This is a genomic window from Corynebacterium sp. HMSC077D03, from assembly GCF_001808545.1.
Classification (GTDB): Bacteria; Actinomycetota; Actinomycetes; order Mycobacteriales; family Mycobacteriaceae; genus Corynebacterium; species Corynebacterium simulans.
Genome location: NZ_KV793706.1, coordinates 102,741 through 127,763, shown reverse-complemented (window position 1 = coordinate 127,763; position 25,023 = coordinate 102,741). Strand labels below are relative to the sequence as shown.

Below are 25,023 nucleotides of genomic sequence, written 5' to 3'. Positions count from 1 at the left end.
TGGGGTGGAACTGCTAACAACGTAATGGGACATTCACGTCCCCCTAGTGCGTTGAGTTCCTAACCGATGCGCTTCACCGCATCGACGACCATGGTCCAGAACTTATCGAAGTCCAGTTCCACCGCCACCTGGGTGGTGCAGTCCTCCGGGGCGGGGGCGCGGAAATCGGCGACGGTCATGCCGGTGGTCAGCGCGCCGGACAGTTCCACATCCAGTGGTGCCTTGCGGGTGGTGAACACGGTGGGGTCGATGAGGTAGGCCACGGCGCAGGGGTCGTGGACGGGTGGGTTGTCGAATCCCTGGGCGTCCTGGTAGTTCTTGCGGAAGGCGTCGAAAAGTGCGACGACGAAGTCGCCCGTCGCGGTGCCCAGTGCGGCGAGTTTTTCCTCCACCTCCGGGGTGGCCAGCGCCTGGTGGGTGAGATCCAGACCGACCATGGTCAGGGGCCAGGACTCGTTGAAGACGATGTGGGCGGCCTCCGGGTCGATCTTGATGTTGAATTCCGCGACGGCGGTCCAGTTGCCGACGTGGTAGCCGCCACCCATGAGGACGACCTCCTTGACGCGTTCGGCGATGCGGGGTTCCTTGCGCACCGCCAGCGCGATGTTGGTCAGCGGGCCGGTGGGAACCAGGGCGACGGTGCCCGGTTCGTTGTTCATCACCGTGTCGATGATGAAGTCCACCGCGTGGGTGTCCTCAACGCCCACGGTCGGCTCGGGGAGGTCATAGTTGTTGATCTCCATGCCGGTGTCGCCGTGGATGTCCTCGGCGACCTCGATGGGGCGGACCAGCGGGCGGGTCACGCCCGGGTAGATCGGGGTGTCCATGCCGGCGATGGTGGCCACGACACGGGCGTTGTGGGTGACCTTGGCCAGGGTCTGGTTGCCGCCGACGGTGGTGATGCCGAGCAGCTCGATGTCCGGGTTGCCGTGGGCGAGCAGCATGGCGACGGCGTCATCGTGTCCGGGATCGCAGTCGAGGATGATCTTGGTGGTCATGGTGAAACTCCTAATTCTCAAAGTGCGGGGTTAGTTGCCCACGGGGGGCGGTATCGGTGGTGTCGGTGGCATTGGCAGCCAGGTTTCTGGCCGCCACGGTATCGGTGATGGATTCCGGGCGTGGGATGAGCAGGGAGCACAGGAACGCCAGCGCCAGGATGATCACACCGGCCCACATACCGGCGGCGTACCCACCGTTGCTGTCCCCGAAGCTGGTGGCCACCGCGAAGAGGATGGCAAAGGAGATACCCGCACCGAGGTTGAAGGCGCCGGCGTTCATCCCCGGCAGGTACCCCTGGTTGTCGGCGGGGGAGAGCACCACACCGAGTCCGTTGAGCATGATGTTGGCGATACCGGCGTAGGTGATACCCACGAAGATGGAGATCCCCAGGTACGCCAGGTTGGAGGTGCTGCCCACGAGGAAGGTGGCACCGGCGACACCGATGATGGTGGCGGCGATACCGATCTGCAGGACGATCTTGTAGCCGAATTTGCCGGCGAGAATACCGGCGACGGGCCCGAAGACCAGGCCGGCCAGGGCATACGGGGTCAGGGTCCACCAGGAGACCACACCGGCGGACATGCCCGCACCATGGGTGGCGTTCTGCGCGAGGTTGGGCAGCAGACCGTTCATGATGGCGAACACGCCGGTCATGGTCAACAGGGTGGTCAGCAGCAGCGCCCAGGTGCGGCGCTGGCCGAGGTACTCGATGCTGACCAGGGGGTTCTTCACACGCTTTTCAATGTTGTAGAAGGCGACGGTGCCGATGATGCCGATGGCGAACAGGGCGATGACGAGGAACCAGTTGGCGTCGGCAAGCTTGCCGGCCTCGTTGAAGGCGGTCAGCAGGGCACCGATGGACACGGCGAGCGGCAGCACACCGAGCCAGTCCATCTTCGGGGTGGTCTCGGCGGTGGATTCCTTCACACTGAAGGACAGGGCCAGGGCGGCCGCCACGCAGAACACGGCCATGACCCAGAAGATGGACCGGAAGCCGAAGTGTTCCGCCAGCCAGCCACCGGCGATCGCGTCGACGCCACCGATACCACCGTTGATGGAGGTGATTACACCCAGCAGTAGTGCGTACTGCTTCTCATTGGGCACATGCTGGCGCAGGATGATCAGACACAGCGGCACGGTGGGGCCGGCCACACCCTGGATCAGACGTCCCAGGAACAACACGGTGACATTGGGGGCGAGTGCCGCGACGAGACAGCCGATGCCGGTGACGATCATCATGCCGATCAGCACCTTGCGGCGGCCGATGAGGTCACCCCAGCGCGGCAGGAAGAGGGAGAACAGGGCGGCCGCGGTGAAGAACGCGGTCTGGGTCATACCGATCTGGGCGGGGGTCGCATTCAGTTCGACCTCCATGGTGGCCAGGGCCGGAGCGAGCATGGAGGCATTGAGCTGGAAGGCGAACACCGCCACCAGCAGGGCGATCATCAGCGGGATGATCGCAGCGGCCGGGGCTTTCTTCGGTTCGATGGTGGTTGACATGGTTACTCTCGTTTCGGTGGGGGAGTTAAGCGGTGACTGTGGGTAGGTCGTCGACAAGCGTGGGGTAGGAGGCCTGCGCGCCGCGGCGGGTGGCGGCGAACGCACCGACGCGGGCGGCGAAGCGTGCGGCCTCCACCAGGGAGTGGCCGTCGGCGAGCTTTGCGACGAGCGCACCCGCGAACGCATCGCCACTGCCGGTGGTGTCCACCGCCTCAACGGTGGGGGTCGGGATCGCGGTGAGGCCCTCGGCGTCACCGACCAGGGCGCCATCGGCACCGAGGGTCATGACCACGGTGGGGAAACCCTGACCCAGCAGGGCTGCCACCAGGGTGGACGGATCGGTTTCGGGGGTGGGTGCACCGAGCATCTCCAACACGAGGGCACCCTCGTGCTCATTGACCAGGAGGGGATCCGCCTGACGCAGCTGCTCATGACCGACCGGGACCACAGGCGCGAGGTTGATCACCACCCGACCCTGCGCCAGGTCCACCGCGCGGTTGAAACCATCGGCGGGGATCTCACCCTGCAGCAGGACGATGCCGGCCTGTTCAATGAGCCGGGCATGCCGGTCCACATAGTCGGCGTCCATGCTGGCATTCGCGCCGGGCACGACGATGATGGTGTTCTCACCGTCATCGGCCACCGTGATCACGGCCAGACCGGTGGGGCCGTCGACGGTGTGGACTGCGGACATGTCAGCGCCGGAGGCACGCATGTGCACCAGGGCGGAGTCGGCCATGGTATCGGAACCCACCGCACCGACCATGTGGACCTCCGCACCGAGCTGGGCGGCGGCCACGGCCTGATTGGCGCCCTTGCCGCCGGCACTGATCTCACCACCGCCGCCGAGGAGGGTCTCACCGGGGTGGGGGTGGCGGTGGACCGTGGTGGTCAGATCCGCGTTGATGGATCCGACAACAACAATGGAACCGGGTGAACCGGGTATGTCAGTCATGGTTGTGGGCCTTTCATGAGGGAATCACCCTGGATCAGGATAGTGGGTGTGACAAGGTGCGTCTGGGTGGATTCGGTAGTTTTGGAGCCTGTCAGCAGCCCGTGCAGGACGGTGAAGGCCTGCCGGGCCATGACGTCCACCTGCTGGTCGATGACCGTCAGGGGCCGTGGTTGCAGGGCGAAGATGGGTTGGTTGTCGAAACCGATCACGCTGATGCCCTCGCCGATACTCAGGCCCGCCCGGTGGCAGGCCTGGAGCACCCCGATGGTCATCATGGTGTCCCCGGCGACCAGTGCACGGGCCCCGTGGTTGAGTAGGTGGGTGGCACCCTGATAGCCCTGCTCCTGTTCGAACCCACCACGGAAGACCAGCTGCGGTTCCCGTTCGTTGTTCCGGCAGGCCTGCTGGAAGGCTTCCAGGCGGGCACGTCCCGAGGAGGTGCTCAGCGGCCCGGAGAGGTAACCGATCGGCAGGGCATGGTGCTCCACCAGCAGCGATACCGCGGCGTCCATGCCGGGTTGCGGATCGGAGATGACGGTGGGGATGGGGGATCCGGTGAGTTCTCGGTCGATGAGGACCAAGGGCATGCCCTGGGCGTGCAGGTTGTTCAGTTGGTCCGCGCAGGCTTCATCGGGCACGCAGATGATGCCGTCCACCCCGTGGCTGGCAAGGAAGGCCAGGGAGGCGGCCATGGTCTCCGGGCGCTCATCGGTGTTGGTGATGATGGTGGCCAGACCGGCCCCCTCGGCTGCGTTCTGCACGGCGGAGACCATGGTGGCGAAATAGGGGTTGATCAGGCTGGGCACCACTATCCCGATGGTGTTGCTGCGTGAGCTCTGCAGGGCCCGGGCCTGGGCGTTGGGGAGATATCCCATCTCCGCGGCTAGGGCCTGGATGCGCGTGCGGGTGGTGGTGGCCACCGCGGGGTTGTTCGCCATGGCGCGGGAGGCGGTGGCGATGGAGACACCGGCGCGCTGGGCCACGTCCTTGAGGGTGGGACGGCTGTGTTCTGCTGCCATGATGGTCACCCCGCTTCGCCCTGTGGTGTGCAAACGATTGATGTAAACGTTTGCAATTTGTTAAATCCACCCTATTTCCTCACCACCGGTTCCAGCAAGGGGGCACTCTGGCGGGGGTGGAAACAGCTCCGACCCCGCCGCGGGGAGCGACGGGGTCGCAGGCATTGAGGGATAGGAACGCGGAAGCCGCGCAAGCGAATGTGCGCGGCTAGGAGGATGGTGGTCGCGCCGGGGTCGCGCAGGTCCTGCGGCACGAGGGAGAGGCCTGCGCAGGAGGCCATCTCGATGACGGCGAGGCGTCGCGCGGGGAACTCGACCCACTGGGCGGTGACCTGTTGTCCGACGGGTCCGGTGACTTCTATGGTGTGTGTCACCGCGGCGGGGCGGGCGGCGAGGATTTCGAATCAGGCTGTTCTGCAATGTTGCTCTCGTCACGGTATCCCAAGACATTAGTTTGGGGCGCAGATTTCCAATCTTCGGCTGCCTGAAATTGTGGGGAAGGAGGTCTATTTAGACCCGGCCTGGGGAAGAAATGGCCGACGAAATCGTACTCAGGCATGACTACTTAACTCGTCGAACCGGATAGCGTAGAGGTGTGGAAGTCTTTTCTGATAGGCGAATGATTCGTGACCTTGCGGTGTCGCTTTTGTGCGGAGCGGCGTCTCTCATCGGTAGGGACCTGATGTCCCGGCCGCTCTTTGACTACCTGATTATCGCCTTGGTCGTGCTAGCGCCAATTATTAGCAGGCGGTGGCCGCGCCTGGTGGTCTTCGTTGCATCAGTGGTGCTCTTCGCCAGCCTGTTCCAGGTGGAACTCACCGTAGGCATCATAATCCTTGCGGGGCAGGTCGCCTACATTATTCGCCGCAGGCTGGAAGAGCCCCTACGTCGAATAATGACTATAGGGATGCTTGCTGCGGACTTTATCGGCGTATTTTGGGTGAGCCAAACGGTACAGGAAGCAGCACAGGATATTGCGCGGCGCCTTTTCGTCGTGGGCTGGAGCCTACTGGTCCTTGCGGTATGCATGCTTGTGGGTGAACTGCGTAGGAGAGCAGAGGAAGAACGCACACGGGAGATTTCGCGTGCTCTAGAGAAACAACGCCTGGAATTCGAGAAAAGCTCGACGGAACAACGGGCGTTCATCGCACGTGAGATCCATGACGTCGTCACGCACTCGCTATCGGTCATAGTTGCCCAGGCCGATGGGGCGCTCTACACCAAAGACACGGAAGCGCAAGAAGAAGCTTTGAAGTCTATTTCCCGCGTGGGAAGGACCTCTTTGCGGGAGATGCGGGGAGTCGTGGGCTTGCTGCGCACAGGGGAAAAGCGCGGCACTCAACCGATGGCGGGATTCGGTGATCTTTCAGAACTCATTAACAGCGTTAGAAGCGCTGGCATTGCTGTGGGATATCGCTGCACAGGAACGCCACCTGAAGAGCTTTCCGCCGCGACGTCGCTAAGTCTGTACCGAATTGTCCAAGAGGCTTTGACCAATGCGAACAAACATGGTGGCGGGCAAGCAGACGTACTAGTCGAATGGCTTGAAGGTATCGTCCGCCTTGAGGTGCGCAATGGATACATGGGTGATGCCCGAGGCGAGGGACATGGCATTGCTGGCATGAAGGAACGAGCGGAATTGGTTGGAGGAACCTTCCAACAGCGCAGTGATGCTGGCACATGGATAGTAGAAGCAGAGTTACCCACAGGAGGAGGAAGTAAGCAATGAAAGTCGGATTGGTAGATGACCAGGTTCTCTTCCTACACGGGATTGCCCAGATCATTAGTTCGCAGCCAGACATGGATGTTATCTGGCAAGCAAACGATGGCGAAGATGCGCTGACCCAATGCGCGGCCACGCCTGCTGATGTGGTGCTCATGGATGTACAGATGCCTGTCCGCGATGGAATTAGCGCCACTGCTGAAATCGCATCCACTCTTCCGGAGACGAAGGTCATCATTCTGACAACCTTCGATGACGAAGACTACGTAGTAGCTGGGCTGCGAGCAGGAGCGAGTGGCTTCGTGCTCAAGGACGCAGAGCCAGAGGAGCTACTAAGCGCGTTGCGCACTGTCTATCGCGGAGACGCGGTAATCTCACCCCGCGCCACTAAGCGCCTTGTCCACAGTATGAGGGATGATTCCACGGACACGCTGAGTATTAGCGGCGTAGACCGTCGGGTACTTGAGTCGCTGACTGCCCGTGAACAAGAAATCCTTGAAGCAATCGGGATGGGATGGTCCAACACAGAGATATGTGAGCGGATGTTCATCTCTATGCCGACCGTCAAGACGCACGTTGGACGAGTACTCGCCAAGACGAGTTCTAGGGACCGTGTACACGCAGCCCTTTTCGCCTATCGCACAGGAGTTGTCTCCCGTGCTGACCTGCTTAGCTCCTAATACCCCGGTATGACTCGCAAAATCGTGCCTCGCGGCGATGTGCGGCGTAGGCGCGCCGGGCAACGATTGAGTTATGAGCACAGAATATGTTGTCGAAACTCAGGGTTTGACCAAGGAATATAAGGGATTCAAGGCCGTCGACGGCCTTGATATGGCAATCGGCCACGGTGTCGTTCACGGATTGTTGGGGCCAAATGGTTCGGGCAAGTCCACGACCATGAAAATGCTTTTGGGGCTGGCAAAGCCGACCGAGGGAAGCATCAGCTTGTTCGGTGAGCCTTTCGGGCCTAAGACGCGCAGCCGGGCCTTGGCCCGCACCGGCTCGCTCATCGAGCAGCCTTCGGCCTATTTGCACCTCACCGGGCGAGAGAACCTGCGCATCGCTGCGCGGCTTCTACGCGCTGAAGCAGAAGACGTGGATCGCGCAGTGCACCTCGTGCGGCTGGAAAAGCAGCTGGACAAGCAAGTAGCGAACTATTCCTTGGGCATGAAGCAGCGCCTCGGCATCGCAATGGCTATGATTCGTAACCCGCAGCTTCTGATCCTTGATGAACCAACGAACGGTCTTGACCCTGCCGGTATCGAAGAGATTCGCAATCTCATCGTCAGCCTCGCTGCCGATGAGGGGCGAACGGTATTGGTTTCGAGCCACCTTCTCTCGGAAATCGAAAAGATGGCTAGTGAGCTGACCATTATTAATCGCGGGCAGTTGCTCTTCCAAGGTACAAAGCAGGAGCTTTTCCATTCCCAGCCGCCTGAAGTCTTTATTGAAACTCCGAACCCCAAGGAAGCGGCGCAAGCACTCGCGGGTATCTCAGTGCGCTTTGTAGAAGGTGGCATTCGGGTTCCGAACTTAAGCGAGCGCGACGTCGCGGGGGCTTGCGCGCAGCTCGTCAACCATGGCGTGCCCATCTACCAGGTGCTAAGAACGCACCGCAGTCTCGAAGAGATCTTCATTTCGATTACGGGACGAGGTGGCTTGCAATGATGCTGCAGAATGAATATGCCAAGATGCGGCATACCCGGATGCTGCCGCTTGCCCTTGCTGTCACGCTCGCCATCGTTGCTTTTTCCAGTATGAATCTGGTGGGTGAGCACACCGCCGAACAATTTCAGCAAGATCCGCATAGTCAATGGGGCGGGCATCTCCTTGGCTACATCATGGTGACGGCCTTCCTCACTCCGGTGCAGGTGGCATTGTTAGCCAGCCGCGCAGCCGATGTAGAGCATCTCCACGGCGGCTGGCGGCTCAATTCCATCGCCGGGTACCGCCGCGGTGGTCTGCTCCGCGCGAAGTTCGCAGCTTTAGCCCTTGTCCTAGCCGCAGTAAAGGTAGTTGAATTGCTCGCGGTCTTGACCACTCCATTCCTCTTTGGCGCACAGTCGATTGATTCACTCGGCACATGGGTTCTCACAGCAGCTGGTCTATATGGAACCTCGTGCGCACTGATGGCGATTTTCTTGTGGCAGGCAGCACGCGTGGAATCCCAGCTCGTGGTGCTCAGCACTGGGGTAGTAGGCGGCTTCCTCGGTGTGGCAGGAATGCTTTCCCCAACCGCGGTCACGCTCATTAATCCCTTCGGCTACTACGCAGTCTTATCCCCATTTACCTTCCGCCCCGAAGGCCTAGTGAGCATCGAACCACTGTGGATTCCATGGGCACTTTTCATCGCCGTTGTAACCGTCATCTTCACCGTGCTTTGTCGCACGCTTGATTCCCAGGAGGAATAAGTTCATGTTTGCTATCGACTTGCTGAAATTTCGACGCTCCTACGTATGGGCTGTCACCTTCCTCGTGCCGTGTATAGCAGTCGGCATTGGTGCCGCGAATTATCACGCCAACTTGGCGGTACTTAATGCCGGATGGGCAAGCTATCTTTCCCAAGCAACGCTGTTCTACGGCCTAATCTTTATGACTGTGGGAGTGGCCATCATCGCTGCAGCTGCCTGGCGCCTGGAACACCGCAATCACAATTGGAACACTATTTTGACCTCACCGCGCTCGGCGGGAGAAGTAGTCGCGTCCAAGTTTTTCTCCATCATGGTCCTCATCGCGCTAATGCAGGCGGTGTTCATTGCGCTGGCATTAGGCATTGGACGCGGCTTAGGAATACAGGGAGAGATTTCGCCGCTCAACTTGAGCGCGCTGTTCTTAGCAATCATCCCGGCGTTCGCAGTCGGGGCCTGGCAATCCTTCTTCTCGATGATCTTTCGCAGCTTTGCCACGCCCGTGGCGATTTCACTTGTGGGCGCGATTGCCTCAGTTGGAATTCTCTACAGCGGTATTCGGCTCATCCCGATGCTGCTGCCACCGGCTATGGTTACGTCGACGATTTCGCTCGGCAGTACTGCCTTCGGCGCAGATGACACTCCTGATGTGTACGGTATCGCGTTCAGGATGGCTGTTTCTATCTGCTTCGTCATCGGAGCTTGGATTGCATCTGTTGTCTGGCTGCGAACCCATGACGTTGAGGCTTAGGCCGCATCCTTGGGACTCTTGCTTGTGCCACAGATGCAAAATGCCCTCGCGTCCCTCCGCAGCTTAGTGCTAACGGGGGGAGGAGAGGGCGGCGTCGGCAAGCGTGTGCGTCTTGTTGCTTGCCTTGGCTAGCTTGGCCTCTTAGTCGAGGTAGTCGCGCAGCACCTGAGAGCGCGATGGGTGGCGCAGCTTGGACATGGTCTTGGACTCGATCTGGCGGATGCGCTCGCGGGTGACGCCGTAGACTTGGCCGATTTCGTCTAAAGTGCGCGGCATGCCGTCGGTCAGGCCGAAGCGCAGGCGGACAACGCCGGCCTCACGCTCAGACAGGGTGGTGAGCACGTCCTGGAGCTGGTCCTGCAGCAAGGTGAAGGATACGGCGTCGACAGCGATGACTGCCTCGGAATCCTCGATGAAGTCACCCAGCTGGGAATCGCCCTCATCACCAATGGTCTGGTCCAGGGAAATAGGCTCACGAGCATACTGCTGGATCTCCAGCACCTTTTCCTCGGTGATATCCATTTCCTTCGCCAGTTCCTGCGGGGTGGGCTCGCGGCCCAGATCCTGCAGCAGCTCACGCTGGATGCGGCCCAGCTTGTTGATGACCTCAACCATGTGGACCGGGATACGAATGGTGCGGGCCTGGTCCGCCATAGCGCGGGTAATGGCCTGACGGATCCACCACGTGGCGTAGGTGGAGAACTTGTAGCCCTTGGTGTAGTCGAACTTCTCAACCGCACGGATAAGGCCCAGGTTGCCTTCCTGGATGAGGTCCAAGAAAGCCATGCCGCGGCCGGTGTAGCGTTTCGCAAGCGAAACGACGAGTCGGAGGTTCGCCTCCAGCAGATGGTTCTTTGCCTTGCGGCCATCACGGGCGATGGAACGCAGGTCGCGCTTTTCCATAGGGGAGAGCTTGGCGGCCTTATCGCCCTCAGCGCGTGCCTTTTCCATCTCATCCATGCGGTACTGCGCGTAGAGGCCAGCCTCAATGCGCTTTGCCAGGGAGACCTCCTGCTCAGCGTTAAGGAGGGCGACCTTACCGATCTGCTTGAGATAAGCGCGGACGGAGTCAGCAGAAGCGGTCAGCTGTGCATCCTTGCGCGCCTGGCGCAGGGTAGCGGACTCTTCCTCGTCCCAGACAGAGGAAGAATCCTCTTCGTCGTCTTCATCGTCCTCATCCGCATCGAGTTCGTCATCAGAATCGCCGAACTCGTCATCGTCCATGTCCGCGTTATCTGGATCGAAGTCAGCGTCATCCTGGTCCGCGTCATCTACCAGCTCGTCCTCGAGCTCGTCAGAAGCGGTCTCGAGCTGTTCCTGCTTCTCCTCAGGAGCGGCCGCGGCCTTCTGCGCAGACTTGCGGACGGTCTTCTTGGCAGATTTCTTCGCAGTTTTGCGAGTCGTCTTCTTGGCCGTCTTCTTAGCAGTCTTTTTGGCCGTTTTCTTCGCGGTCTTTTTGGCGGTCTTCTTCGCGGCCTTCTTTGCGGTTTTCTTGGCCGTCTTTTTGGCGGTCTTCTTGACAGGGGCAGATGCCTCGGCGGCATCAGTGCCCTCGCCGAGAACCTGGTCTGAAGAATCAGTGGCTGCCACGTACGCCCTTTCGACTTGCTTGTGATTGAAAACAGCAAGGTTAGACAAGGTCCAACCTTTGGGGCCATGCTACGAGCTCGCCACATCAGGGCGGGTTAGGCACGCCGCGTGCTGTTTAGATTAAGGATCGACGGCCCAGTATAGATGATCTTGCCTTTAAGGCGGTTAACTGGGGTCGATTAGCTATGTGATTGCTGTTACGGCTTAAGGCCCTGCTGGGCTGCCATAGCCGCACCCACGATGCCCGCACGATTGCGCAACTGCGCTGGGGCAACGGGAGTAGAAGTGGTGAGTTTATCGCCCCACTTTTCCCACTTGCGGGAAATGCCGCCGCCAATGATGAAAGCGTGGGGATTGAAAAGTTTTTCGTATTCTTCCAATACTCGGTCAAGGCGCTTGACCCATTCCTTGTACTTCAGTCCCTCGCGCTCCTTTACAGCAGAGGACGCCTGGTGCTCAGCCTCGGCATCGCCGACCATCATGTGGCCCAACTCCGTATTAGGGAAGAGCTTGCCGTCCAGCAGGAACGCGGAGCCGATACCAGTGCCGAGGGTCAGGAAGATGACCGAGCCCGTGCGCGCCACCGCGTCGCCGTAGGCAACCTCGGCGAGGCCGGCAGCGTCGGCGTCGTTAAGCACCACGAAAGGCTGATCCAGGTACTGGGCGAAAAGCTCCTGCGCATCCACGCCAATCCAGGACTTGTCGATGTTGGCGGCACTGAGCACCTTCTGATCTTTCACCACGGAAGGCAGAGTGATACCCACCGGGCCCTCCCAGTTCTTTTCCGCCACAATCTGCGCGACGATCGTCGCCACGGCCTCCGGGGTGGACTTTTCCGGGGTAGCAATCTTTAGACGCTCGCCCACGAACTCGCCGTTTGCTAGGTCTACTTCCGCGCCCTTGATGCCGGAACCTCCGATGTCGATGCCAAAAGAGTGCTCCGCCTGGGCTGGGGCGGCGTGGTTTGCGGTGCTGGTTTCAGCTGTAGTGCCAGTCATAGGCATCAAGTCTAGGCAAATGCATAATTGTTGGCATGGCTAGCTTTGATAGGGATGTAATTAACGTCGAAGAGCTGCGCGATTTCGCCGCGGCTACTGCCCGTGCCGCCGCAGCACGTATTCGCACGCAAAGAGCGGCGCTTATCGACGCCGACGGTCTCGCCGCGCACACGCAGACGAAGTCGAGTGCGGTGGACCCCGTCACCGAGGTGGATCAAGCAACTGAGCGTTTTATCACCGAGCAGATCGTCTTCGCGCGTCCTGGCGACGGCATCTTGGGCGAGGAAGGCGCAGACGTTTTAAGTAGCACCGGCATTACCTGGATTGTCGATCCCATCGATGGCACCGTGAACTTCCTCTATGGCATCAATGAGTATGCGGTGTCCATCGGCGCCGCCGTGGATGGCGAGATCGTCGCCGGCGCCGTCATCAACGTAGTGCGCGGCGACCTCTACTCGGCGGCCCTGGGCTACGGCGCCACGCTAGAAACGTCCGATGGCACTCTACGAAAGCTTCACTGCCGCACCGAAACTGATCCTGCGCTAGCCCTGGTGGCAACGGGCTTTGGGTATGCAGCGGGGCGTCGCCAAGCGCAGGCGGAGTTGCTTTGCCGACTGCTTCCGCAGGTACGTGATATTCGTCGCATGGGCGCGGCCGCGCTCGACTTGTGCCGCGTGGCGGAGGGAAGCGTCGACGCCTACTACGAGCACGGAATTAACGCCTGGGACTGCGCCGCCGGTGCCATCATCGCAGCTGAAGCCGGAGCTGTAGTTAATCGCCCAGGATTGAATAAAGGCGCAAAAGACGGCGAATTAACCTGGGCCTGCGGGGGTAGCCTGGCCTCGGCATTTTCCCAGCTTCTCGAAGAAAATGGTGCCCTAGAGCCACTGCGGGGGTAGGAATCTGACGCGCCTGCGGCGGGGCGAGTATGACATCGCAGCAAATGTGTTTTAGGATGCGCACGATAAATACCTATCCCAACCACATGACTAATAGGGGCGTACACTATGGCCACCGATTATGACGCACCGCGTCGCCGTGTAGAAGACGAGCTGGAAGCCGACTCTCTCGAAGGTCTGAAGGCTGCCGAAACCGACAACAACGGCATGGACGACGATGGAGAAATCGTCGAGGCTTTCCAGCCACCGACAGTGGATCTCACCGGTGAGGAACTCAACGTCACCGTCATCCCGCGTCAGGAAGACGAGTTCACCTGCTCTTCCTGCTTCCTGGTGCAATCCAACAAGCGCTTGTCCCACGAGGAAGACGGTCAGCCGATCTGCCTCGACTGCGCATAGGCGAGAAAAACAAATTCCCCTCTGCGGGCGACTTACCCTTTGGAGCAATAGTTCCTTTCGGAGCAATAACTTGGGTAAGCGGCGCAGAGGGGAATTTTTATGTCTTGCTGCCTTTAGGGAGCTTGCGGCTCTTAAGTGTTAGGGCGATCTGCCGGATCTAAGAAGGCATTTAGCACCTGCTGTGGGTTCTTGGTGGCAACGAGCCAGTACGGAGTTGGATCCTCTGGATCATCCAGAACCAGCATCACGTGCTCATCGATCCAGCCATGCGTGACCAGGAAGGCGGCTGGGTCGAACTGCGGTCCAAGGGCGCTGCGGCGCGCCGACTTTGGCACCACCATGGAGCGCTGCACGACATCGTGGGGAAGCTGCGCGTCTTTGACCACGAGCCAGCGGGTGCCATCAGCATCCTTTTCCACGCGCAGGACGGTGCCGGACCAAGAAACCATGACCCAAATTGCGATGGCGCTTAAGACCACGGCCGGGATGATGATCCACCAAATATTGCGGTTCAGGCTGACCGTCGCGGTGGTAATCGCCACGACGAAGGCTGCCATGAACCAGAAATACCACGGCACCCATTGGCGCTCGCTGTAGAGGACCTCCGGCGCGGGGCTGCCTGCTACGCCGGCTGCGGTTTGGGAAGCGGAAGCAGAATTCTTAGACACGGGAAGTAAGTGTAGTCACTCAGGCCCTGCTTTAGCGAAGCCGTTGTGACACCACGGTAGGCTAGTGCGGGTGAATGAGACGAACCCATTAATCGATCCTGCAAGCCCCTTCGGCCCTGTCAAGGTACGCCGTCTGGATAAGGAGCTGCCGCTGCCGCAGCGCGCACACCGTGGCGACGCCGGCGCTGACCTCTGCGCGGCAGAATCGGTCGACATCGCCCCGGGCGAGCGCGTCCTCGTGGGAACCGGCATCGCGGTCGCACTACCGCTGGGCACCGTTGGCCTTGTCCACCCGCGCTCCGGCCTGGGCGCCAAGCACGGTGTTTCGGTGGTCAACACGCCGGGCACCATCGACGCCGACTACCGCGGCGAAATTAAGGTCTGCTTGATTAACCACGACCTGCACGAGACTTTCCACGTGGAGCGCGGCATGCGCATCGCGCAGCTGCTCATCCAGCGCGTGGAGCTGGTCGATTTCGAGGAAGTCGAAGAACTCGACGAGACCGTGCGCGGCACCGGCGGCTATGGCTCCACTGGTGTTTAGGTAGCGCGCGAGAAAAGTTTGGAGAACAATTATGCCTATGTGGCCTTTTTCTAAGAAGAAATCTGACTCCCAAAGCGATGAAGCCCAGGACCTTGAAACCCGTAATAAGGCCGAGGATCTCAGCGCGGCCGATGAAACTTCGGCGGCAGATGATGCTGCGCAAAGTGACGCTTCAGCTGCGCTTAGCGACGCCCCGTCCGGCCCAGAGGGCTTCAAAGCCTACAGCGTCGAGCACGACGCCGTGGGCGGCGAGATGGGTCCTTTTGACGGCGACCAAGTAAATATCCAGGACTTCGACTTCGAGGACTTCTCGGTAGGCCTTTTGGATTTGGGCTCCATGCGCATCCCGCTGCCAAAGGGCACCCAGGTCCAGGTGGAGATGGGCGAGCAGGGCCCGAAGATGCTCCACATCGTTAGCCAACATGGCCGCATGACGCCGGTTGCTTTTGCGGCGCCGCGAAAGCCGGGTCAGTGGGCTGAATCCGCGACGGACATCATTAATGGTCTCACCCGCGATGGCTTTGAGGCCCACGGCGAGGATGGCCCATGGGGCACCGAGATCGTCGGCACCAACCCGAATGGTGAAATCCGCATCATCGGCGTCGACGGCCCGCGCTGGATGTACCGCCTGACCCTTGCCGCACCGGCGGGCAAGCAGGAACAACTCGCAGAGCTTGGCCGTGAGGTCTTCGCCCGTACCTTTATCTATCGCGGCGAGGATCCGATCCTGGCTGGCAACTCTTTGCCGGTGACCTTGCCACAGCAGCTGGCCGAGCAGGTGCAGCAGGCAATGAAGCAGCGTGCCGAGGGCACCAGCGCCGATGGCGCAGACGCCCAGCGCACTGATTCTGCAGCAGCTGAAGCGGAGGCTGAGGCCAAGGCACAGCTGGATGAGTTGAACAAAGAAGAAAGCTAACGTGACGAAACCCGATAGTTCTAACGGCGCATCCGCGTCCAACGCGTCCAACGACGGAACCGCAACTACTGAGCAAGAGCCCACCCTTCTGGAGCAGATGGGCGGGCTTTCCGGTCTGGTATCTGCGACACTGCCCGTGGTGGTTCTCATTCCGGTCAACAACGTGTGGGGCTTGGGTCCTGCCTTGTTGGCCGCGCTTGGTGTTGCCCTCCTTATCGCCGTCTGGCGCATTGCCCGCAAGGAAACCCTGCAGCCTGCTATCTCCGGCCTGGTGGGCGTGGGCATTTGCGCCGCCATCGCGTGGTTCACGGGCGATGCAAAGGGCTACTTCCTCTACGGCATCTGGATGTCGCTGCTGTTTTTCATCGTGGCTGCCATCTCAATCGTGGTGCGCTGGCCGCTGGTCGGCGTCATCTGGAAAGGCATTAACGGCGAGGACATGCGCTGGCGCACCGTGGCGCCAGCCCGCCGCGCCTACGCCATCGCAACTGCCGGCTGGGCAGTGATCTTCCTGGCGCGTTTTATCGTGCAAAACGCCATTTACAACGCCGACAACACCACCGCGCTCGGCGTCGTGCGCATCCTGATGGGCTGGCCTCTTACGGGCCTGGTTACCTTGTTGACCATCTGGATGGTCCGCCGTGCCAACGCCGCTGTCGAGGAAGCAACTGCTGAGGAGGCTATTCGTGACTAGCCCGGAGGTAACGATTACTAAGGGCGAGACTTTCGATGTCACCGTCGAGCGCATGGCACACGGTGGCGTGGGTATCGCGCATGCTCCCGACGGCCGCATCGTCTTCGTCCACGGCGCATTCCCCGGCGACGCCGTGAGCGTTATCGCACGTAAGGTCAAGAAGTCCTTCATTGAGGCTGACCTCGTGGACGTGAATACCGCTGGCTCCCTGCGCGTGGAGTCCGCCTGCCCGGCGGCTGCACAGGGTGCTGGCTGCTGTGATTTTCACGAGCTGGATCCGAATAAGGAATCAGAGATCAAGACCGAAGTCTTGACTGAGCAGCTGCGCCGCGTGGCCAAGCTGGAAGCAGATGAGCTCGAGCGCCTCAACATTGAGACCCGCGAGCTTGCCCCACAGCGCGGCTGGCGCACGCGCGTGCGGCTCGGCGTGGACCAGGAGGGCCGTGCTGGCTTGCGCAAGCGTGGCTCCACTGAGCTTGTCACCGATGTTGCCTGCACCCAGCTGGTGCCGGGCCTCGTCGACGGAATCGTAGGGGAGAACGCCCGTCGGTTCACCCCGGGTGCTGAAGTCATCGTCGTGATGGACAGCGAGGGAAACCGCCACGTCGTGGAATCCCGCCGTGCCCCGCGCGGGCGCCGCGTCGAAACCGTCCGCGAAGTTATTGAAGGCACCGGCACCGTGGTCGAGCGAGTAGGCGAGCACGCCTTTACCTTCCCGGCTACCGCCTTCTGGCAAGCTCACCGCGCCGCACCCGAGGCCTATACCTCGCTCGTGCGCGAGTGGCTCTCTGCTTCGTCAGCACCGGCGGATTCTTCTGGAGAATCCGCTGTGGCCTGGGACCTCTATGGAGGCGTGGGCCTTTTCGTGCCCGCGCTGCACGACGCCCTGGTAAGCAGCGGAGCGGCCGAGAAACCTGTAGACTTTGCCTCCCCGCAAATTTACTCCGTGGACTACTCGCCGGCAGCAGCTGCCACTAAGCAGGATTGCCTGGCGCCGTACTCCGTGGAGTTCCGCAGCGCCAAGGTGGAATCATCTGCGGCGCAGCTGCCCGCACCGCGCTTCGTGGTCCTTGACCCACCGCGCACCGGTGCTGGAGACGACGTCGTAAGTTCCGTCGCTAGCGCCGCACCGCGCAGCGTCGTCCATGTGGGCTGCGATCCAGCAACCTTCGCTCGCGACATCAAGGCGTGGAAGCAGGCCGGCTATGAACTCAAACGCTTGACCATGCTCAACGCCTTCCCCGGAACGCATCATTTCGAGACAATGGCGTTGCTACAGCCGCATAAATAGCCTTGCCCCAGCCGCCGCGGCTAACACCCAAGCTAATTCGAGGATTGCCGCCCTTAGCGCAGGAACGGGTACGGTAGAAAAGAAAAAGAACTGACAAGAAGGAGAAGAAGGCCGCTCCATGACCATTCTGGATACCATTGCGTCGCCTCGCGATTTGAAGGCTCTCTCCCCAGCACAACTGCGCCAGTTGGCTGATGAAATTCGTCAACGTCTGATTGAGAAGGTCTCCGTCACCGGCGGCCACCTAGGGCCTAACCTGGGCGTCGTGGAGCTGACCGTGGCCATCCACCGCGTGTTTGACTCCCCGCGGGATGCCATCGTTTTCGATACCTCCCACCAGTCCTACGTGCACAAGATGTTAACGGGGCGCACCGATCAGTTCGATACCCTGCGCCAGAAGGACGGTCTTTCCGGCTACACCGATCGCGGCGAGTCTGAGCATGACTGGACCGAGTCCTCCCACGCTTCTGCCGCGCTTTCTACCGTCGATGGTTTGTCCAAGGCCTTCAAGATCAAGGGTGAGAACCACCGCAACGCCGTGGCCGTCGTGGGCGATGGCGCGTTGACCGGTGGCATGTGCTGGGAAGCGCTCAACAACATCTCGGCCGATAAAGAACGCAACGCCGTCATCATCGTCAACGACAACGGCCGTTCCTATTCGCCGACCATCGGCGGTCTATCCGAGAACCTGGGTCGTATCCGTGCCCAGCATGGCTACGATGAGATCATGGAACAGGGCAAGAAGCGCCTGAAGTCCATGGGCTGGGTAGGCGAGCGCACCTTCGATGCGCTGCATGCCATCAAGGACGGCGTGAAGTCCACCGTCATGCCTACCGAGATGTTCCCAGAGCTTGGCATTAAGTATGTTGGCCCCATTAACGGCCACGACATCGACGCCGTGGTGCGCGCGCTTTCCTACGCCCGCGACTACGACGGCCCAATCATCGTCCACACCGTAACGGAAAAGGGCCACGGCTTTGCCCCAGCCGTCAACGAGCCGAAGGATCAGATGCACTCCACCGGTGCCATCGACCCAGTCACCGGCGTGCCAAAGGGCCAGAAGCAGCCGGGTTGGACCGCAGCTTTTTCCGAGGAGCTCATTAAGGCGGCAGAGAACCGCAAGGACATCGTGGCGATTACCGCTGCCATGGCAGGTCCTACCGGCCTCGCGCCTTTTGAGGAGCGCTTCCCAGAGCGCTTCTTCGACGTCGGCATCGCAGAGCAGCACGCCATGGCTTCGGCCTCTGGCTTGGCGCTAGCCGGCATGCACCCGGTGGTTGCTATCTACTCGACCTTCCTGAACCGTGCCGTGGACCAGGTCATCATGGACATCGCGTTGCTGAAGCTGCCGGTGACCATCGTCCTGGACCGCGCTGGCGTCACCGGCTCCGACGGCCCTTCCCACAACGGTGTGTGGGATATGGCCCTGATGAGCATCGTCCCAGGCATGCGCATTGCCGCTCCTCGCGACGGCGCCCGCCTGCGCGAGCTGTTCAACGAGGCCCTCGAGGTCAACGACGGGCCCACCGTCGTGCGTTTCCCCAAGGGCAACCTGCTTGATGACATCGAAGCAGTGGACCAGCTTTCCGACGGCGTGGACATCATCTACTACAACGATGCTGAGGAAGCTGCTTCCGATGTCCCAGACATCCTGCTCGTTGCCATCGGCGCGATGAGCACCCGTTCCCGCAACGCCGCGAAGCTGCTCGAAGAGCGCGGCTACAACGTCACCGTCGCCGACCCGCGCTGGGCGGTTCCGGTACCGCAGTCCCTGGTTGGCCTCGCGGCAGACCACGACCTCGTGGTCACCGTCGAGGACGGCATCATCCGTGGCGGCATTGGCTCCATGATCGCAGAGGCGCTGAATGCCGCTGAGGTGGATACGCCGCTGCGCCGCATGGGCGTGGCCAACTACTTCCCACGCCACGCAAGCCGCGGCGAAGTGCTGGAGGAAAACAGCCTCACCCCGGAGGAAATCGCCGCAGCCGTCGAGGACTGGCTGGGTACCATCACCGAAGGCTAGGGCCTAGCTGCCGGAATAATCGAGCCCTTCTTCCAGAATCGGTTGAAGGAGCTCGATTTGCCATTCTCTGGTTCCTTCATCCCGTAGGAAAGGCGCGATATCGCTTTCGTCTGTGACGAGTCCGCCCACGGAACCCTCGCGTCGTGCCTGCGGCGGGCAGCCAGCGGCCCACACCACCGCACGCAACGTGGCGGGCTTGATGATGATTTCCCACGGCATGCCCAATTCCTCACCGAGCTCTTCGCAATCGGTGCGCAGGTCCTGGAACACTCGCCACAGATGCGGGTGGTCCTTGTTCCACACCGTCTTGGAAGGAACGCGGGAAGGCTCCCGCTTCTTGCTCGGCCACTCGCGCCGATCTATCTCGTGCGCCTGTTGGACTACCGCCAGCCACTGCAGGCCCGCCCCGTGGCGCTTGCGCGGCACGCCCTTGATGCGGGCAAAATCGCGGGGAGAATCGGGCAGCTGGCGTGCGATGTCCACGAGCACGCGGTGCGGCAAGACGCGGTTTGGTGCGGTGTCAGTCTCACGGGCAATCTTCTCCCGCTTGGTCCACAGCAGCTTCGCCACGATGAGCTGTTCCGACTTGTGAAGGGCCTTGAGCCCCTTGAGCCCGCGCCAGGTACGTGGCGCCGGCTCCTTGATGCCGGCATGCTCGGCCACGATTGCCGCGAATTCTTCATAGGCCCAGTCGAGTTTGTCTTGCTCAGCCAAGATATCGCGCAAGGCCTCCGCGAGCTCTAAGAGCAACTCGACGTCGAGGGCCGCATAGGCACGCAAGTCCAGGCTCAAGTTCGGCTCAGACCAGTCAGCATCGCCGTAGCCTTTTTCTAGCTCGACGTCGAAAAGCTCTGCAACCATGGAGCCTAAATTCGCATGCTCAAACCCTGCCATGCGGGCGGCGAGTTCAGTATCAAAAAGAGTGCCTGGATATAGCCCCAACCAGGCCAGGCACGGCAAATCTGAGGGCGCGGCGTGGACTACCCACGCGGAATCATTAAGCACCGGCGCAAGCGCTGCCGTGAGCTGTTTGCGTTTACCCTCCGGTGCAAAGAGGAAGGTTCCGGCGCCTTTGCGGCGCACCTGAACCAAAAATGCGCGGTCATCATATCGATACGAGGACGCACGCTCAGTATCGATAGCGAAAGGGCCCTCGCCAGCTGCCAGCGCACTAGCCGCGGCTTTAAACTCCGCCGCGGTGCGCAAAACCTCTGGAGTGCCTTCCGCTGGTCTGGTCCGCAATTCAGTCATAGTAGCCAGCCTACAAGTCTGGTGTGACACGGAGCGGTAGTTAACGTCCGAGCTCTGTAACGCCCTCCGGAGGCAGGCCGGCGACGTTCGCGAGAACCTGGGCAAAGGCCTCAACGTGCGGGGTTAGGTTCAGATCCGCAGCAGTCCAGGAGGCGCGCATCTCCAACTGGTAGGCGCGCGGCGGGCCGCCGATCTCGCCGTAACGGACAGAGGCGGTCGAGGTAACCGTGCCGCCCAAGTTGGTGTGCGTTGCGCCGTTGGCCTCCATGGCCTCGTTGAGCCACTGCCAAGCGACGTCGGGAAGCAGCGGGTCACCCGCGACCGCATCGTCCATATCTGCCTGGATATAGGCCACCAGACGCATAGCACCTTCCCATGCCTCTTCGGCGCCGGGATCGTGCAGGAGGATAAGGCGGCCGAAGGCATCGCCCTCGGCGTCCGTTGGAACCACGTCGGTGCCTTCCGCGGGGTCGCCAATTTCCAGGCCAACAGCGTGGCTATACGGCGCCAGGCGCTGCGGCGGGCGAATGGTGCCCAAAGTGATTTCGGGGCGCAGCTGTGCCGCGTGCATGGAATCTACAGCGGCATTGAAGACGGTGGGCGTCGTTGCCTCTTCCTGTGCGGAAGTGGCCTTGGCTGCGGCGTGCTCGTGCAGGCTCATTGGGGCGCCTGCCGGGGTGCTCGAAGTTGCGTCGGAATTGCTCACGAGGTTCAAGCTATAGTTTTCGGCTCGGAATAGGGCGAAGGCGCGCCGGAACTCGGTGAGCTGCCCGACAAATGAGGCAGGGCGGTGGCAGGGGAAATGGAAATGGCCGCCTATCCAACTTATGATGGATAGGTATTTCAAAATGAATCCGCTTTTCAAGGAGACGGTCCATTATGGCGAAGGTTAACTTCCAAGAGCTCAACGCAGTACAGCAGTATTCCCAACACGCGGTGTTCAAGGTCATCCCGGGTGCCCTGGGAACCGAGCGCGCGGACATCGTGACCCAGGCGCAGGAGTTCTTCAAGGCTCTCGAAGCTGCAGGGAAGGTAACCGTCCGTGGAATCTATGATCTTTCGGGCATGCGCGATTCTGCCGATTTCATGATCTGGTGGCACGCCGAGCAGTTTGAGGACATCCAGAAGGCATTTGCGGACTTCCGCCGAGAGACCGTTCTCGGCCAGGTCTCTGAGGTGACCTGGGTAGGCAACGCCCTGCACCGTCCGGCAGAGTTCAACAAATCCCACCTGCCTTCTTTCATCATGGGTGAGGAACCAGGGGATTGGATTGCGGTCTACCCGTTCGTGCGTTCCTACGACTGGTACACCATGGATGAGGAAAAGCGCCGCCGCATCCTGATGGAGCACGGCATGCAGGCCCGCGACTACCCAGACGTGCGTGCGAACACCGTGCCATCCTTCGCGCTCGGCGACTACGAGTGGATCCTCGCCTTCGAGGCTCCAGAGCTACACCGCATCGTCGACCTGATGTACCTGATGCGCTACACCGAGGCCCGCCACTACGTGCGCGAGGAGATTCCTTTCCACACCGGCCGTCGTGTCAAGGACGTCGCCGAGCTCATCGCGGTGCTGCCTTAAGAAGGCTGCCTTAGGTTGCTGCCTAAAGCAACCTACTTAGGTATTTGGCAAACGCGGCCTAATCCTCGATGGGTTTTTCCTCGAGGTTGAGGCAGATCGAGTTGATGCAGTAGCGCTGATCCGTCGGGGTGTTATAACCCTCGCCAGTAAATACGTGGCCCAAGTGGGACTCACAGTTGGCGCACAACACCTCGGTGCGGGTCATGCCGTGTGAGGCATCAACTCTTTCGATGACGGCCTCTCCAGCCAATGGGGAAAAGAAGGAAGGCCAGCCACAGTGGGACTCGAACTTTTCCGTAGAGCGGAAAAGTTCGGCTCCGCAGGCCTTGCAGGAGTACACGCCCTCGGTGGTGGTGTTGGTGTACTCACCAACGTGAGGCGCCTCAGTGCCAGCTTGACGCAGCACACGGTATTCCTCGGCGCTTAGCCGGTTGCGCCATTCAGTATCGGCAATGAGCTTGAAATCAGTCATGCCGGGAAGTCTAGACCTTGGTCTCGTCCTGCCGCCACCATCCGGCAACCGATGCGGCGATCAAGACAATCAGCAGGCCCCAGCCAATTGTTGCGCTGAACACGGCCATCCAGTATCCCGCGGTGGGCCAGGGCACCGAAGTCCACTTGACTGGCGCGAGGAATAAAAATGCCACGCACCACGCCGGGACGGTATGGAATACCGAACGTGGCAGAAAAACGGTAAAGACCAGCGGGATAAGCCACATGGAGTAGTACTGCTGGCCCAGCGAGGACAGGAAGAAGATTCCCGCCATAATTGCGCCTGAGGTGGTCAAAGCCCAGAACACCGGCTCCGTATCGCGCCATTTGAGTAGGCCCAGGATGCTAAACGCGCACGCCGCGGCGGCGGCGAGCCAAACGGCGTAGAACGGGGCGTCGCCAAGCCCAAAATAAGCCTGCACGCCCGGCCACGAGCTGTTGGCGAAGTCGCGCGTTTGCCCGAGATAAGGCACGAGCTTGTCCAGGTAGCCGCTGGCGCCCGGGGTAAGTGGCCAAGCGACGGCGTTGAAGCTGACCGGCACCGCGACGCTTAAGGCGGCGCTTAGCCACCGTTTCTTTACCAGCGTTAGGAAGAGTAACGGCCCAAACTGGGGTTTGATGAGGATGGCCAAGCCCAACACCAGCCCCGCGATGATGTGGCTGCGGCGGTGCGAATCCAAAATGCCCCAGAGGAATACCGCCATGGCCAAGAAGAGAATTCCGTTGATGTTGGTGAAGGCAAGGGTATTGGTTACTGCCTCCGTGGCAAAAGCCAAGATGATGGAGGCAGGAAATACCGGGCTACGTAGGTTGCGTCCGACGAGTTTGATGAGGACGGCGAGGGCGCCGATGATGGCCAATGCATTGACCACAATGAAGCCGCAGCGCGCCACCGTGAGATCCATCCACCCTAAGGGCGAAAGTAGAAGCGTGGCGCCTGGATTGTAGAGATAGAGCGGATCGACATGCGTGTAGTCCTGCTCGTAGACGGGAATGCCTTGCAGGAAGCGGCGCATGGCCGAATGCACGGTAGTAAAGTCGTCGGTGGTGGTGCCGTTTAACGCGACGATGACAACGCGATGGAACACCAACAACAGTGCAATCGGCCAAGCCGCGGTTTTAAAAACCTTGATGCTTCGCGAGCCATACGAAGACTTTGTGTCCAATGGCAACGCGTCAGCAGCTGGAGAGAGACTCGGGGATTTCACGATGTGCAGTTTACGGGGCACCTACTACGGCGTAGCGCAGAAACACCGTGCCGTCAGCGTCCGGGATTACGCTTTCAAGCGACAGGCTCAACGGTTGTGCATTAGCCGTTGCCTCATCCGGCGCGTGGACCAGCGGCTGGGAAACCGTGGGCGAAAGATGCGGGTCCAGGGTCAAATAGAGCTTGTCCACCATGCCTGCGGCAATGAAAAGGGAATAGATGCCTGGGCCGCCCTCGCAGCTAATGCGGGACCAGCCTTTCGCGCGAAGTGCCTCCACGACGGAAGGGATCGTGCCGTCACCAGTGCCTAGCAACGTGGCGCCGGCTTCCTCTAACCGCTTCGCCGCGGTGGTGCCTAGGTTCTCGTCTGGGGTCAAAATGATGGGCGGAGTTCCAACATTAAAAAGCTTCGACTCCACGTCTAAGTCAAGCGAGTTACTCATCACTGCAATGCGCGCCTTGCCAGGGGAGGAGCCCTCATAATCCTCGGCCTTGACCGTGCCTGAACCCACTACTGCGACGTCGGCCCATTCGCGCAGTGCTGCAAACAACGCGGCGTCGTTATCGTTGCCCATGGCATCCGAGGTGCCATCTATAGTGGCCGAACCAGAAAGGGTCGAGACCTCAATCAGGCGGATGCCCGGCTCGTCAGGGCCGACCAGCGTGGATACATCAATGCTTTCGCTCATGCCGGCCAGCCTAGTGGAGAAACAGCGGAGGAGATACAACGAGGAGATACAACAAAGCCGGCATCCTTCAATAAAAGATGCCGGCTTTAAGAAAGCGGTGGTCCTAGCTGGGATTGAACCAGCGACCTTTCCGGTGTGAACGGAACGCTCTCCCACTGAGCTATAGGACCGCGGTGCGGTGTTGAATCTACACCTAGGGCGGCGGCAACTCCTAATCGGTCTATTGAAGAGAATTCTAAAATGACATTGGTGTAATTCGTTCGGTGAAAAGCGGTATCGAGCAGCGCTGTAAAAACAGCTAATTATCCTGCGGATTTGGAAACTTCGAAAGTGCGCGATAATGTTTCTACTCGCACCACGGCAGACGGTTGTTGCACACAGCAGTTTGTATGATGCAATGCGGATGTAGCGCAGTTGGTAGCGCAT

At 60.6% G+C, this 25,023-nt stretch carries 26 protein-coding genes and 1 tRNA gene; 13 read left to right on the top strand and 14 right to left on the bottom strand.

Annotated features, from left to right (window positions below; translation table 11 throughout):
• Positions 1-59: 59 nt before the first annotated feature.
• From HMPREF2888_RS11060 to HMPREF2888_RS12635, 5 genes are all read right to left on the bottom strand, one after another.
• A complete protein-coding gene (locus HMPREF2888_RS11060; RefSeq protein WP_061922910.1) occupies positions 60-998 on the bottom strand; it encodes a uridine-preferring nucleoside hydrolase UriH in 939 nt (312 codons plus the stop codon).
• 10 nt (positions 999-1,008) lie between these two features.
• Positions 1,009-2,499, bottom strand: a complete 1,491-nt coding sequence (locus HMPREF2888_RS11055) for a uridine transporter UriT (RefSeq protein WP_061922907.1) — start codon at positions 2,497-2,499, stop codon at positions 1,009-1,011.
• 25 nt (positions 2,500-2,524) lie between these two features.
• Positions 2,525-3,454: a ribokinase RbsK1 gene (locus HMPREF2888_RS11050; RefSeq protein ID WP_061922904.1), complete on the bottom strand. Its 930-nt coding sequence runs from the start codon at positions 3,452-3,454 to the stop codon at positions 2,525-2,527.
• Positions 3,451-4,473, bottom strand: a complete 1,023-nt coding sequence (locus tag HMPREF2888_RS11045) for a transcriptional regulator UriR (protein WP_070518861.1) — start codon at positions 4,471-4,473, stop codon at positions 3,451-3,453. Before HMPREF2888_RS11045 ends, HMPREF2888_RS11050 begins: the two co-directional genes overlap by 4 nt.
• A gap of 71 nt (positions 4,474-4,544) precedes the next feature.
• Positions 4,545-4,847, bottom strand: coding sequence for a glycerate kinase (locus HMPREF2888_RS12635; RefSeq protein WP_235591050.1), 303 nt, complete (start codon positions 4,845-4,847; stop codon positions 4,545-4,547).
• A gap of 245 nt (positions 4,848-5,092) precedes the next feature.
• Here HMPREF2888_RS12635 and HMPREF2888_RS11040 point away from each other — a divergent pair, with 245 nt between their 5' ends.
• The 5 genes from HMPREF2888_RS11040 (at position 5,093) to HMPREF2888_RS11020 (ending at position 9,355) form a co-directional block, all read left to right on the top strand.
• Positions 5,093-6,202 (top strand): sensor histidine kinase, encoded by a 1,110-nt coding sequence (locus tag HMPREF2888_RS11040; RefSeq protein WP_070518783.1) that lies wholly within the window; start codon positions 5,093-5,095, stop codon positions 6,200-6,202.
• Complete coding sequence (locus HMPREF2888_RS11035; RefSeq protein WP_062038737.1) at positions 6,199-6,876, top strand: response regulator; 678 nt, start codon at positions 6,199-6,201, stop codon at positions 6,874-6,876. The genes HMPREF2888_RS11040 and HMPREF2888_RS11035 overlap by 4 nt, the downstream gene beginning before the upstream one ends.
• A 73-nt stretch (positions 6,877-6,949) precedes the next feature.
• Complete coding sequence (locus HMPREF2888_RS11030; RefSeq protein WP_062040427.1) at positions 6,950-7,864, top strand: ABC transporter ATP-binding protein; 915 nt, start codon at positions 6,950-6,952, stop codon at positions 7,862-7,864.
• Complete coding sequence (locus HMPREF2888_RS11025; protein WP_062040432.1) at positions 7,861-8,607, top strand: ABC transporter permease; 747 nt, start codon at positions 7,861-7,863, stop codon at positions 8,605-8,607. Before HMPREF2888_RS11030 ends, HMPREF2888_RS11025 begins: the two co-directional genes overlap by 4 nt.
• Positions 8,608-8,611: 4 nt before the next feature.
• Positions 8,612-9,355 (top strand): ABC transporter permease, encoded by a 744-nt coding sequence (locus HMPREF2888_RS11020; protein ID WP_062040435.1) that lies wholly within the window; start codon positions 8,612-8,614, stop codon positions 9,353-9,355.
• 141 nt (positions 9,356-9,496) lie between these two features.
• On the opposite strand, the gene HMPREF2888_RS11015 is transcribed toward HMPREF2888_RS11020, so the two are convergent.
• Together HMPREF2888_RS11015 and ppgK are read right to left on the bottom strand one after the other, a co-directional pair.
• The gene (locus HMPREF2888_RS11015; RefSeq protein WP_062039495.1) at positions 9,497-10,945 is read right to left on the bottom strand and encodes an RNA polymerase sigma factor; all 1,449 of its coding nucleotides are present in this window, start codon (positions 10,943-10,945) and stop codon (positions 9,497-9,499) included.
• 197 nt (positions 10,946-11,142) lie between these two features.
• Positions 11,143-11,943, bottom strand: coding sequence for a polyphosphate--glucose phosphotransferase (ppgK, locus tag HMPREF2888_RS11010; RefSeq protein WP_062040438.1), 801 nt, complete (start codon positions 11,941-11,943; stop codon positions 11,143-11,145).
• A gap of 35 nt (positions 11,944-11,978) precedes the next feature.
• On the opposite strand from ppgK, the gene HMPREF2888_RS11005 reads away from it, so the two are divergent.
• A complete protein-coding gene (locus HMPREF2888_RS11005; protein WP_062040441.1) occupies positions 11,979-12,842 on the top strand; it encodes an inositol monophosphatase family protein in 864 nt (287 codons plus the stop codon).
• A 108-nt stretch (positions 12,843-12,950) separates the two neighbouring features.
• A complete protein-coding gene (locus HMPREF2888_RS11000) occupies positions 12,951-13,241 on the top strand; it encodes a DUF4193 domain-containing protein (RefSeq protein ID WP_061922875.1) in 291 nt (96 codons plus the stop codon).
• Between the two features lie 131 nt (positions 13,242-13,372).
• Here HMPREF2888_RS11000 and HMPREF2888_RS10995 read toward each other — a convergent pair whose 3' ends face one another.
• Positions 13,373-13,909, bottom strand: a complete 537-nt coding sequence (locus HMPREF2888_RS10995) for a DUF3093 domain-containing protein (RefSeq protein WP_082785783.1) — start codon at positions 13,907-13,909, stop codon at positions 13,373-13,375.
• 70 nt (positions 13,910-13,979) lie between these two features.
• Here HMPREF2888_RS10995 and dut point away from each other — a divergent pair, with 70 nt between their 5' ends.
• The 5 genes from dut to dxs all read left to right on the top strand — a co-directional run bounded on the left by dut (position 13,980) and on the right by dxs (position 19,377).
• On the top strand, positions 13,980-14,453 hold the full coding sequence (gene dut / locus HMPREF2888_RS10990; protein ID WP_061922873.1) for a dUTP diphosphatase: 474 nt from the start codon (positions 13,980-13,982) through the stop codon (positions 14,451-14,453).
• Positions 14,454-14,490: 37 nt separating this feature from the next.
• Complete coding sequence (locus HMPREF2888_RS10985; RefSeq protein ID WP_371326211.1) at positions 14,491-15,369, top strand: DUF3710 domain-containing protein; 879 nt, start codon at positions 14,491-14,493, stop codon at positions 15,367-15,369.
• A 97-nt stretch (positions 15,370-15,466) separates the two neighbouring features.
• The gene (locus HMPREF2888_RS10980; RefSeq protein ID WP_096336863.1) at positions 15,467-16,063 is read left to right on the top strand and encodes a DUF3159 domain-containing protein; all 597 of its coding nucleotides are present in this window, start codon (positions 15,467-15,469) and stop codon (positions 16,061-16,063) included.
• Positions 16,056-17,354: a class I SAM-dependent RNA methyltransferase gene (locus HMPREF2888_RS10975; protein WP_256374597.1), complete on the top strand. Its 1,299-nt coding sequence runs from the start codon at positions 16,056-16,058 to the stop codon at positions 17,352-17,354. The genes HMPREF2888_RS10980 and HMPREF2888_RS10975 overlap by 8 nt, the downstream gene beginning before the upstream one ends.
• A gap of 118 nt (positions 17,355-17,472) precedes the next feature.
• Positions 17,473-19,377, top strand: coding sequence for a 1-deoxy-D-xylulose-5-phosphate synthase (dxs, locus tag HMPREF2888_RS10970; RefSeq protein ID WP_061922864.1), 1,905 nt, complete (start codon positions 17,473-17,475; stop codon positions 19,375-19,377).
• Positions 19,378-19,380: 3 nt separating this feature from the next.
• Here dxs and HMPREF2888_RS10965 read toward each other — a convergent pair whose 3' ends face one another.
• Both HMPREF2888_RS10965 and HMPREF2888_RS10960 read right to left on the bottom strand, forming a co-directional pair.
• Entirely contained in the window at positions 19,381-20,628 is a 1,248-nt protein-coding gene (locus tag HMPREF2888_RS10965) for an HRDC domain-containing protein (protein ID WP_061922861.1), read from the bottom strand.
• Positions 20,629-20,668: 40 nt separating this feature from the next.
• Positions 20,669-21,289 (bottom strand): DUF3000 domain-containing protein, encoded by a 621-nt coding sequence (locus HMPREF2888_RS10960; RefSeq protein WP_061922858.1) that lies wholly within the window; start codon positions 21,287-21,289, stop codon positions 20,669-20,671.
• Positions 21,290-21,507: 218 nt separating this feature from the next.
• Here HMPREF2888_RS10960 and hemQ point away from each other — a divergent pair, with 218 nt between their 5' ends.
• A complete protein-coding gene (gene hemQ, locus HMPREF2888_RS10955) occupies positions 21,508-22,209 on the top strand; it encodes a hydrogen peroxide-dependent heme synthase (RefSeq protein WP_061922855.1) in 702 nt (233 codons plus the stop codon).
• 58 nt (positions 22,210-22,267) lie between these two features.
• Here hemQ and msrB read toward each other — a convergent pair whose 3' ends face one another.
• From msrB to HMPREF2888_RS10935, 4 genes are all read right to left on the bottom strand, one after another.
• Positions 22,268-22,681 (bottom strand): peptide-methionine (R)-S-oxide reductase MsrB, encoded by a 414-nt coding sequence (gene msrB / locus HMPREF2888_RS10950; RefSeq protein WP_070518782.1) that lies wholly within the window; start codon positions 22,679-22,681, stop codon positions 22,268-22,270.
• 10 nt (positions 22,682-22,691) lie between these two features.
• Complete coding sequence (locus HMPREF2888_RS10945) at positions 22,692-23,909, bottom strand: glycosyltransferase family 87 protein (RefSeq protein WP_235591048.1); 1,218 nt, start codon at positions 23,907-23,909, stop codon at positions 22,692-22,694.
• Between the two features lie 10 nt (positions 23,910-23,919).
• Positions 23,920-24,597 (bottom strand): dihydrofolate reductase family protein, encoded by a 678-nt coding sequence (locus tag HMPREF2888_RS10940; protein ID WP_061922849.1) that lies wholly within the window; start codon positions 24,595-24,597, stop codon positions 23,920-23,922.
• A 98-nt stretch (positions 24,598-24,695) separates the two neighbouring features.
• A tRNA-Val gene (locus HMPREF2888_RS10935) sits at positions 24,696-24,767 on the bottom strand.
• Positions 24,768-25,023 lie beyond the last annotated feature (256 nt).

Coding starts and splice junctions, on each gene's coding strand:
- HMPREF2888_RS11060 (WP_061922910.1), bottom strand. CDS start 998: ATGACCACCAAGATCATCCTCGACTGCGATCCCGGACACGATGACGCC.
- HMPREF2888_RS11055 (WP_061922907.1), bottom strand. CDS start 2,499: ATGTCAACCACCATCGAACCGAAGAAAGCCCCGGCCGCTGCGATCATC.
- HMPREF2888_RS11050 (WP_061922904.1), bottom strand. CDS start 3,454: ATGACTGACATACCCGGTTCACCCGGTTCCATTGTTGTTGTCGGATCC.
- HMPREF2888_RS11045 (WP_070518861.1), bottom strand. CDS start 4,473: ATGGCAGCAGAACACAGCCGTCCCACCCTCAAGGACGTGGCCCAGCGC.
- HMPREF2888_RS11040 (WP_070518783.1), top strand. CDS start 5,093: ATGATTCGTGACCTTGCGGTGTCGCTTTTGTGCGGAGCGGCGTCTCTC.
- HMPREF2888_RS11035 (WP_062038737.1), top strand. CDS start 6,199: ATGAAAGTCGGATTGGTAGATGACCAGGTTCTCTTCCTACACGGGATT.
- HMPREF2888_RS11030 (WP_062040427.1), top strand. CDS start 6,950: ATGAGCACAGAATATGTTGTCGAAACTCAGGGTTTGACCAAGGAATAT.
- HMPREF2888_RS11025 (WP_062040432.1), top strand. CDS start 7,861: ATGATGCTGCAGAATGAATATGCCAAGATGCGGCATACCCGGATGCTG.
- HMPREF2888_RS11020 (WP_062040435.1), top strand. CDS start 8,612: ATGTTTGCTATCGACTTGCTGAAATTTCGACGCTCCTACGTATGGGCT.
- ppgK (WP_062040438.1), bottom strand. CDS start 11,943: ATGACTGGCACTACAGCTGAAACCAGCACCGCAAACCACGCCGCCCCA.
- HMPREF2888_RS11005 (WP_062040441.1), top strand. CDS start 11,979: ATGGCTAGCTTTGATAGGGATGTAATTAACGTCGAAGAGCTGCGCGAT.
- HMPREF2888_RS11000 (WP_061922875.1), top strand. CDS start 12,951: ATGGCCACCGATTATGACGCACCGCGTCGCCGTGTAGAAGACGAGCTG.
- HMPREF2888_RS10985 (WP_371326211.1), top strand. CDS start 14,491: ATGTGGCCTTTTTCTAAGAAGAAATCTGACTCCCAAAGCGATGAAGCC.
- HMPREF2888_RS10980 (WP_096336863.1), top strand. CDS start 15,467: ATGGGCGGGCTTTCCGGTCTGGTATCTGCGACACTGCCCGTGGTGGTT.
- dxs (WP_061922864.1), top strand. CDS start 17,473: ATGACCATTCTGGATACCATTGCGTCGCCTCGCGATTTGAAGGCTCTC.
- HMPREF2888_RS10965 (WP_061922861.1), bottom strand. CDS start 20,628: ATGACTGAATTGCGGACCAGACCAGCGGAAGGCACTCCAGAGGTTTTG.
- HMPREF2888_RS10960 (WP_061922858.1), bottom strand. CDS start 21,289: ATGAGCCTGCACGAGCACGCCGCAGCCAAGGCCACTTCCGCACAGGAA.
- hemQ (WP_061922855.1), top strand. CDS start 21,508: ATGGCGAAGGTTAACTTCCAAGAGCTCAACGCAGTACAGCAGTATTCC.
- msrB (WP_070518782.1), bottom strand. CDS start 22,681: ATGACTGATTTCAAGCTCATTGCCGATACTGAATGGCGCAACCGGCTA.
- HMPREF2888_RS10940 (WP_061922849.1), bottom strand. CDS start 24,597: ATGAGCGAAAGCATTGATGTATCCACGCTGGTCGGCCCTGACGAGCCG.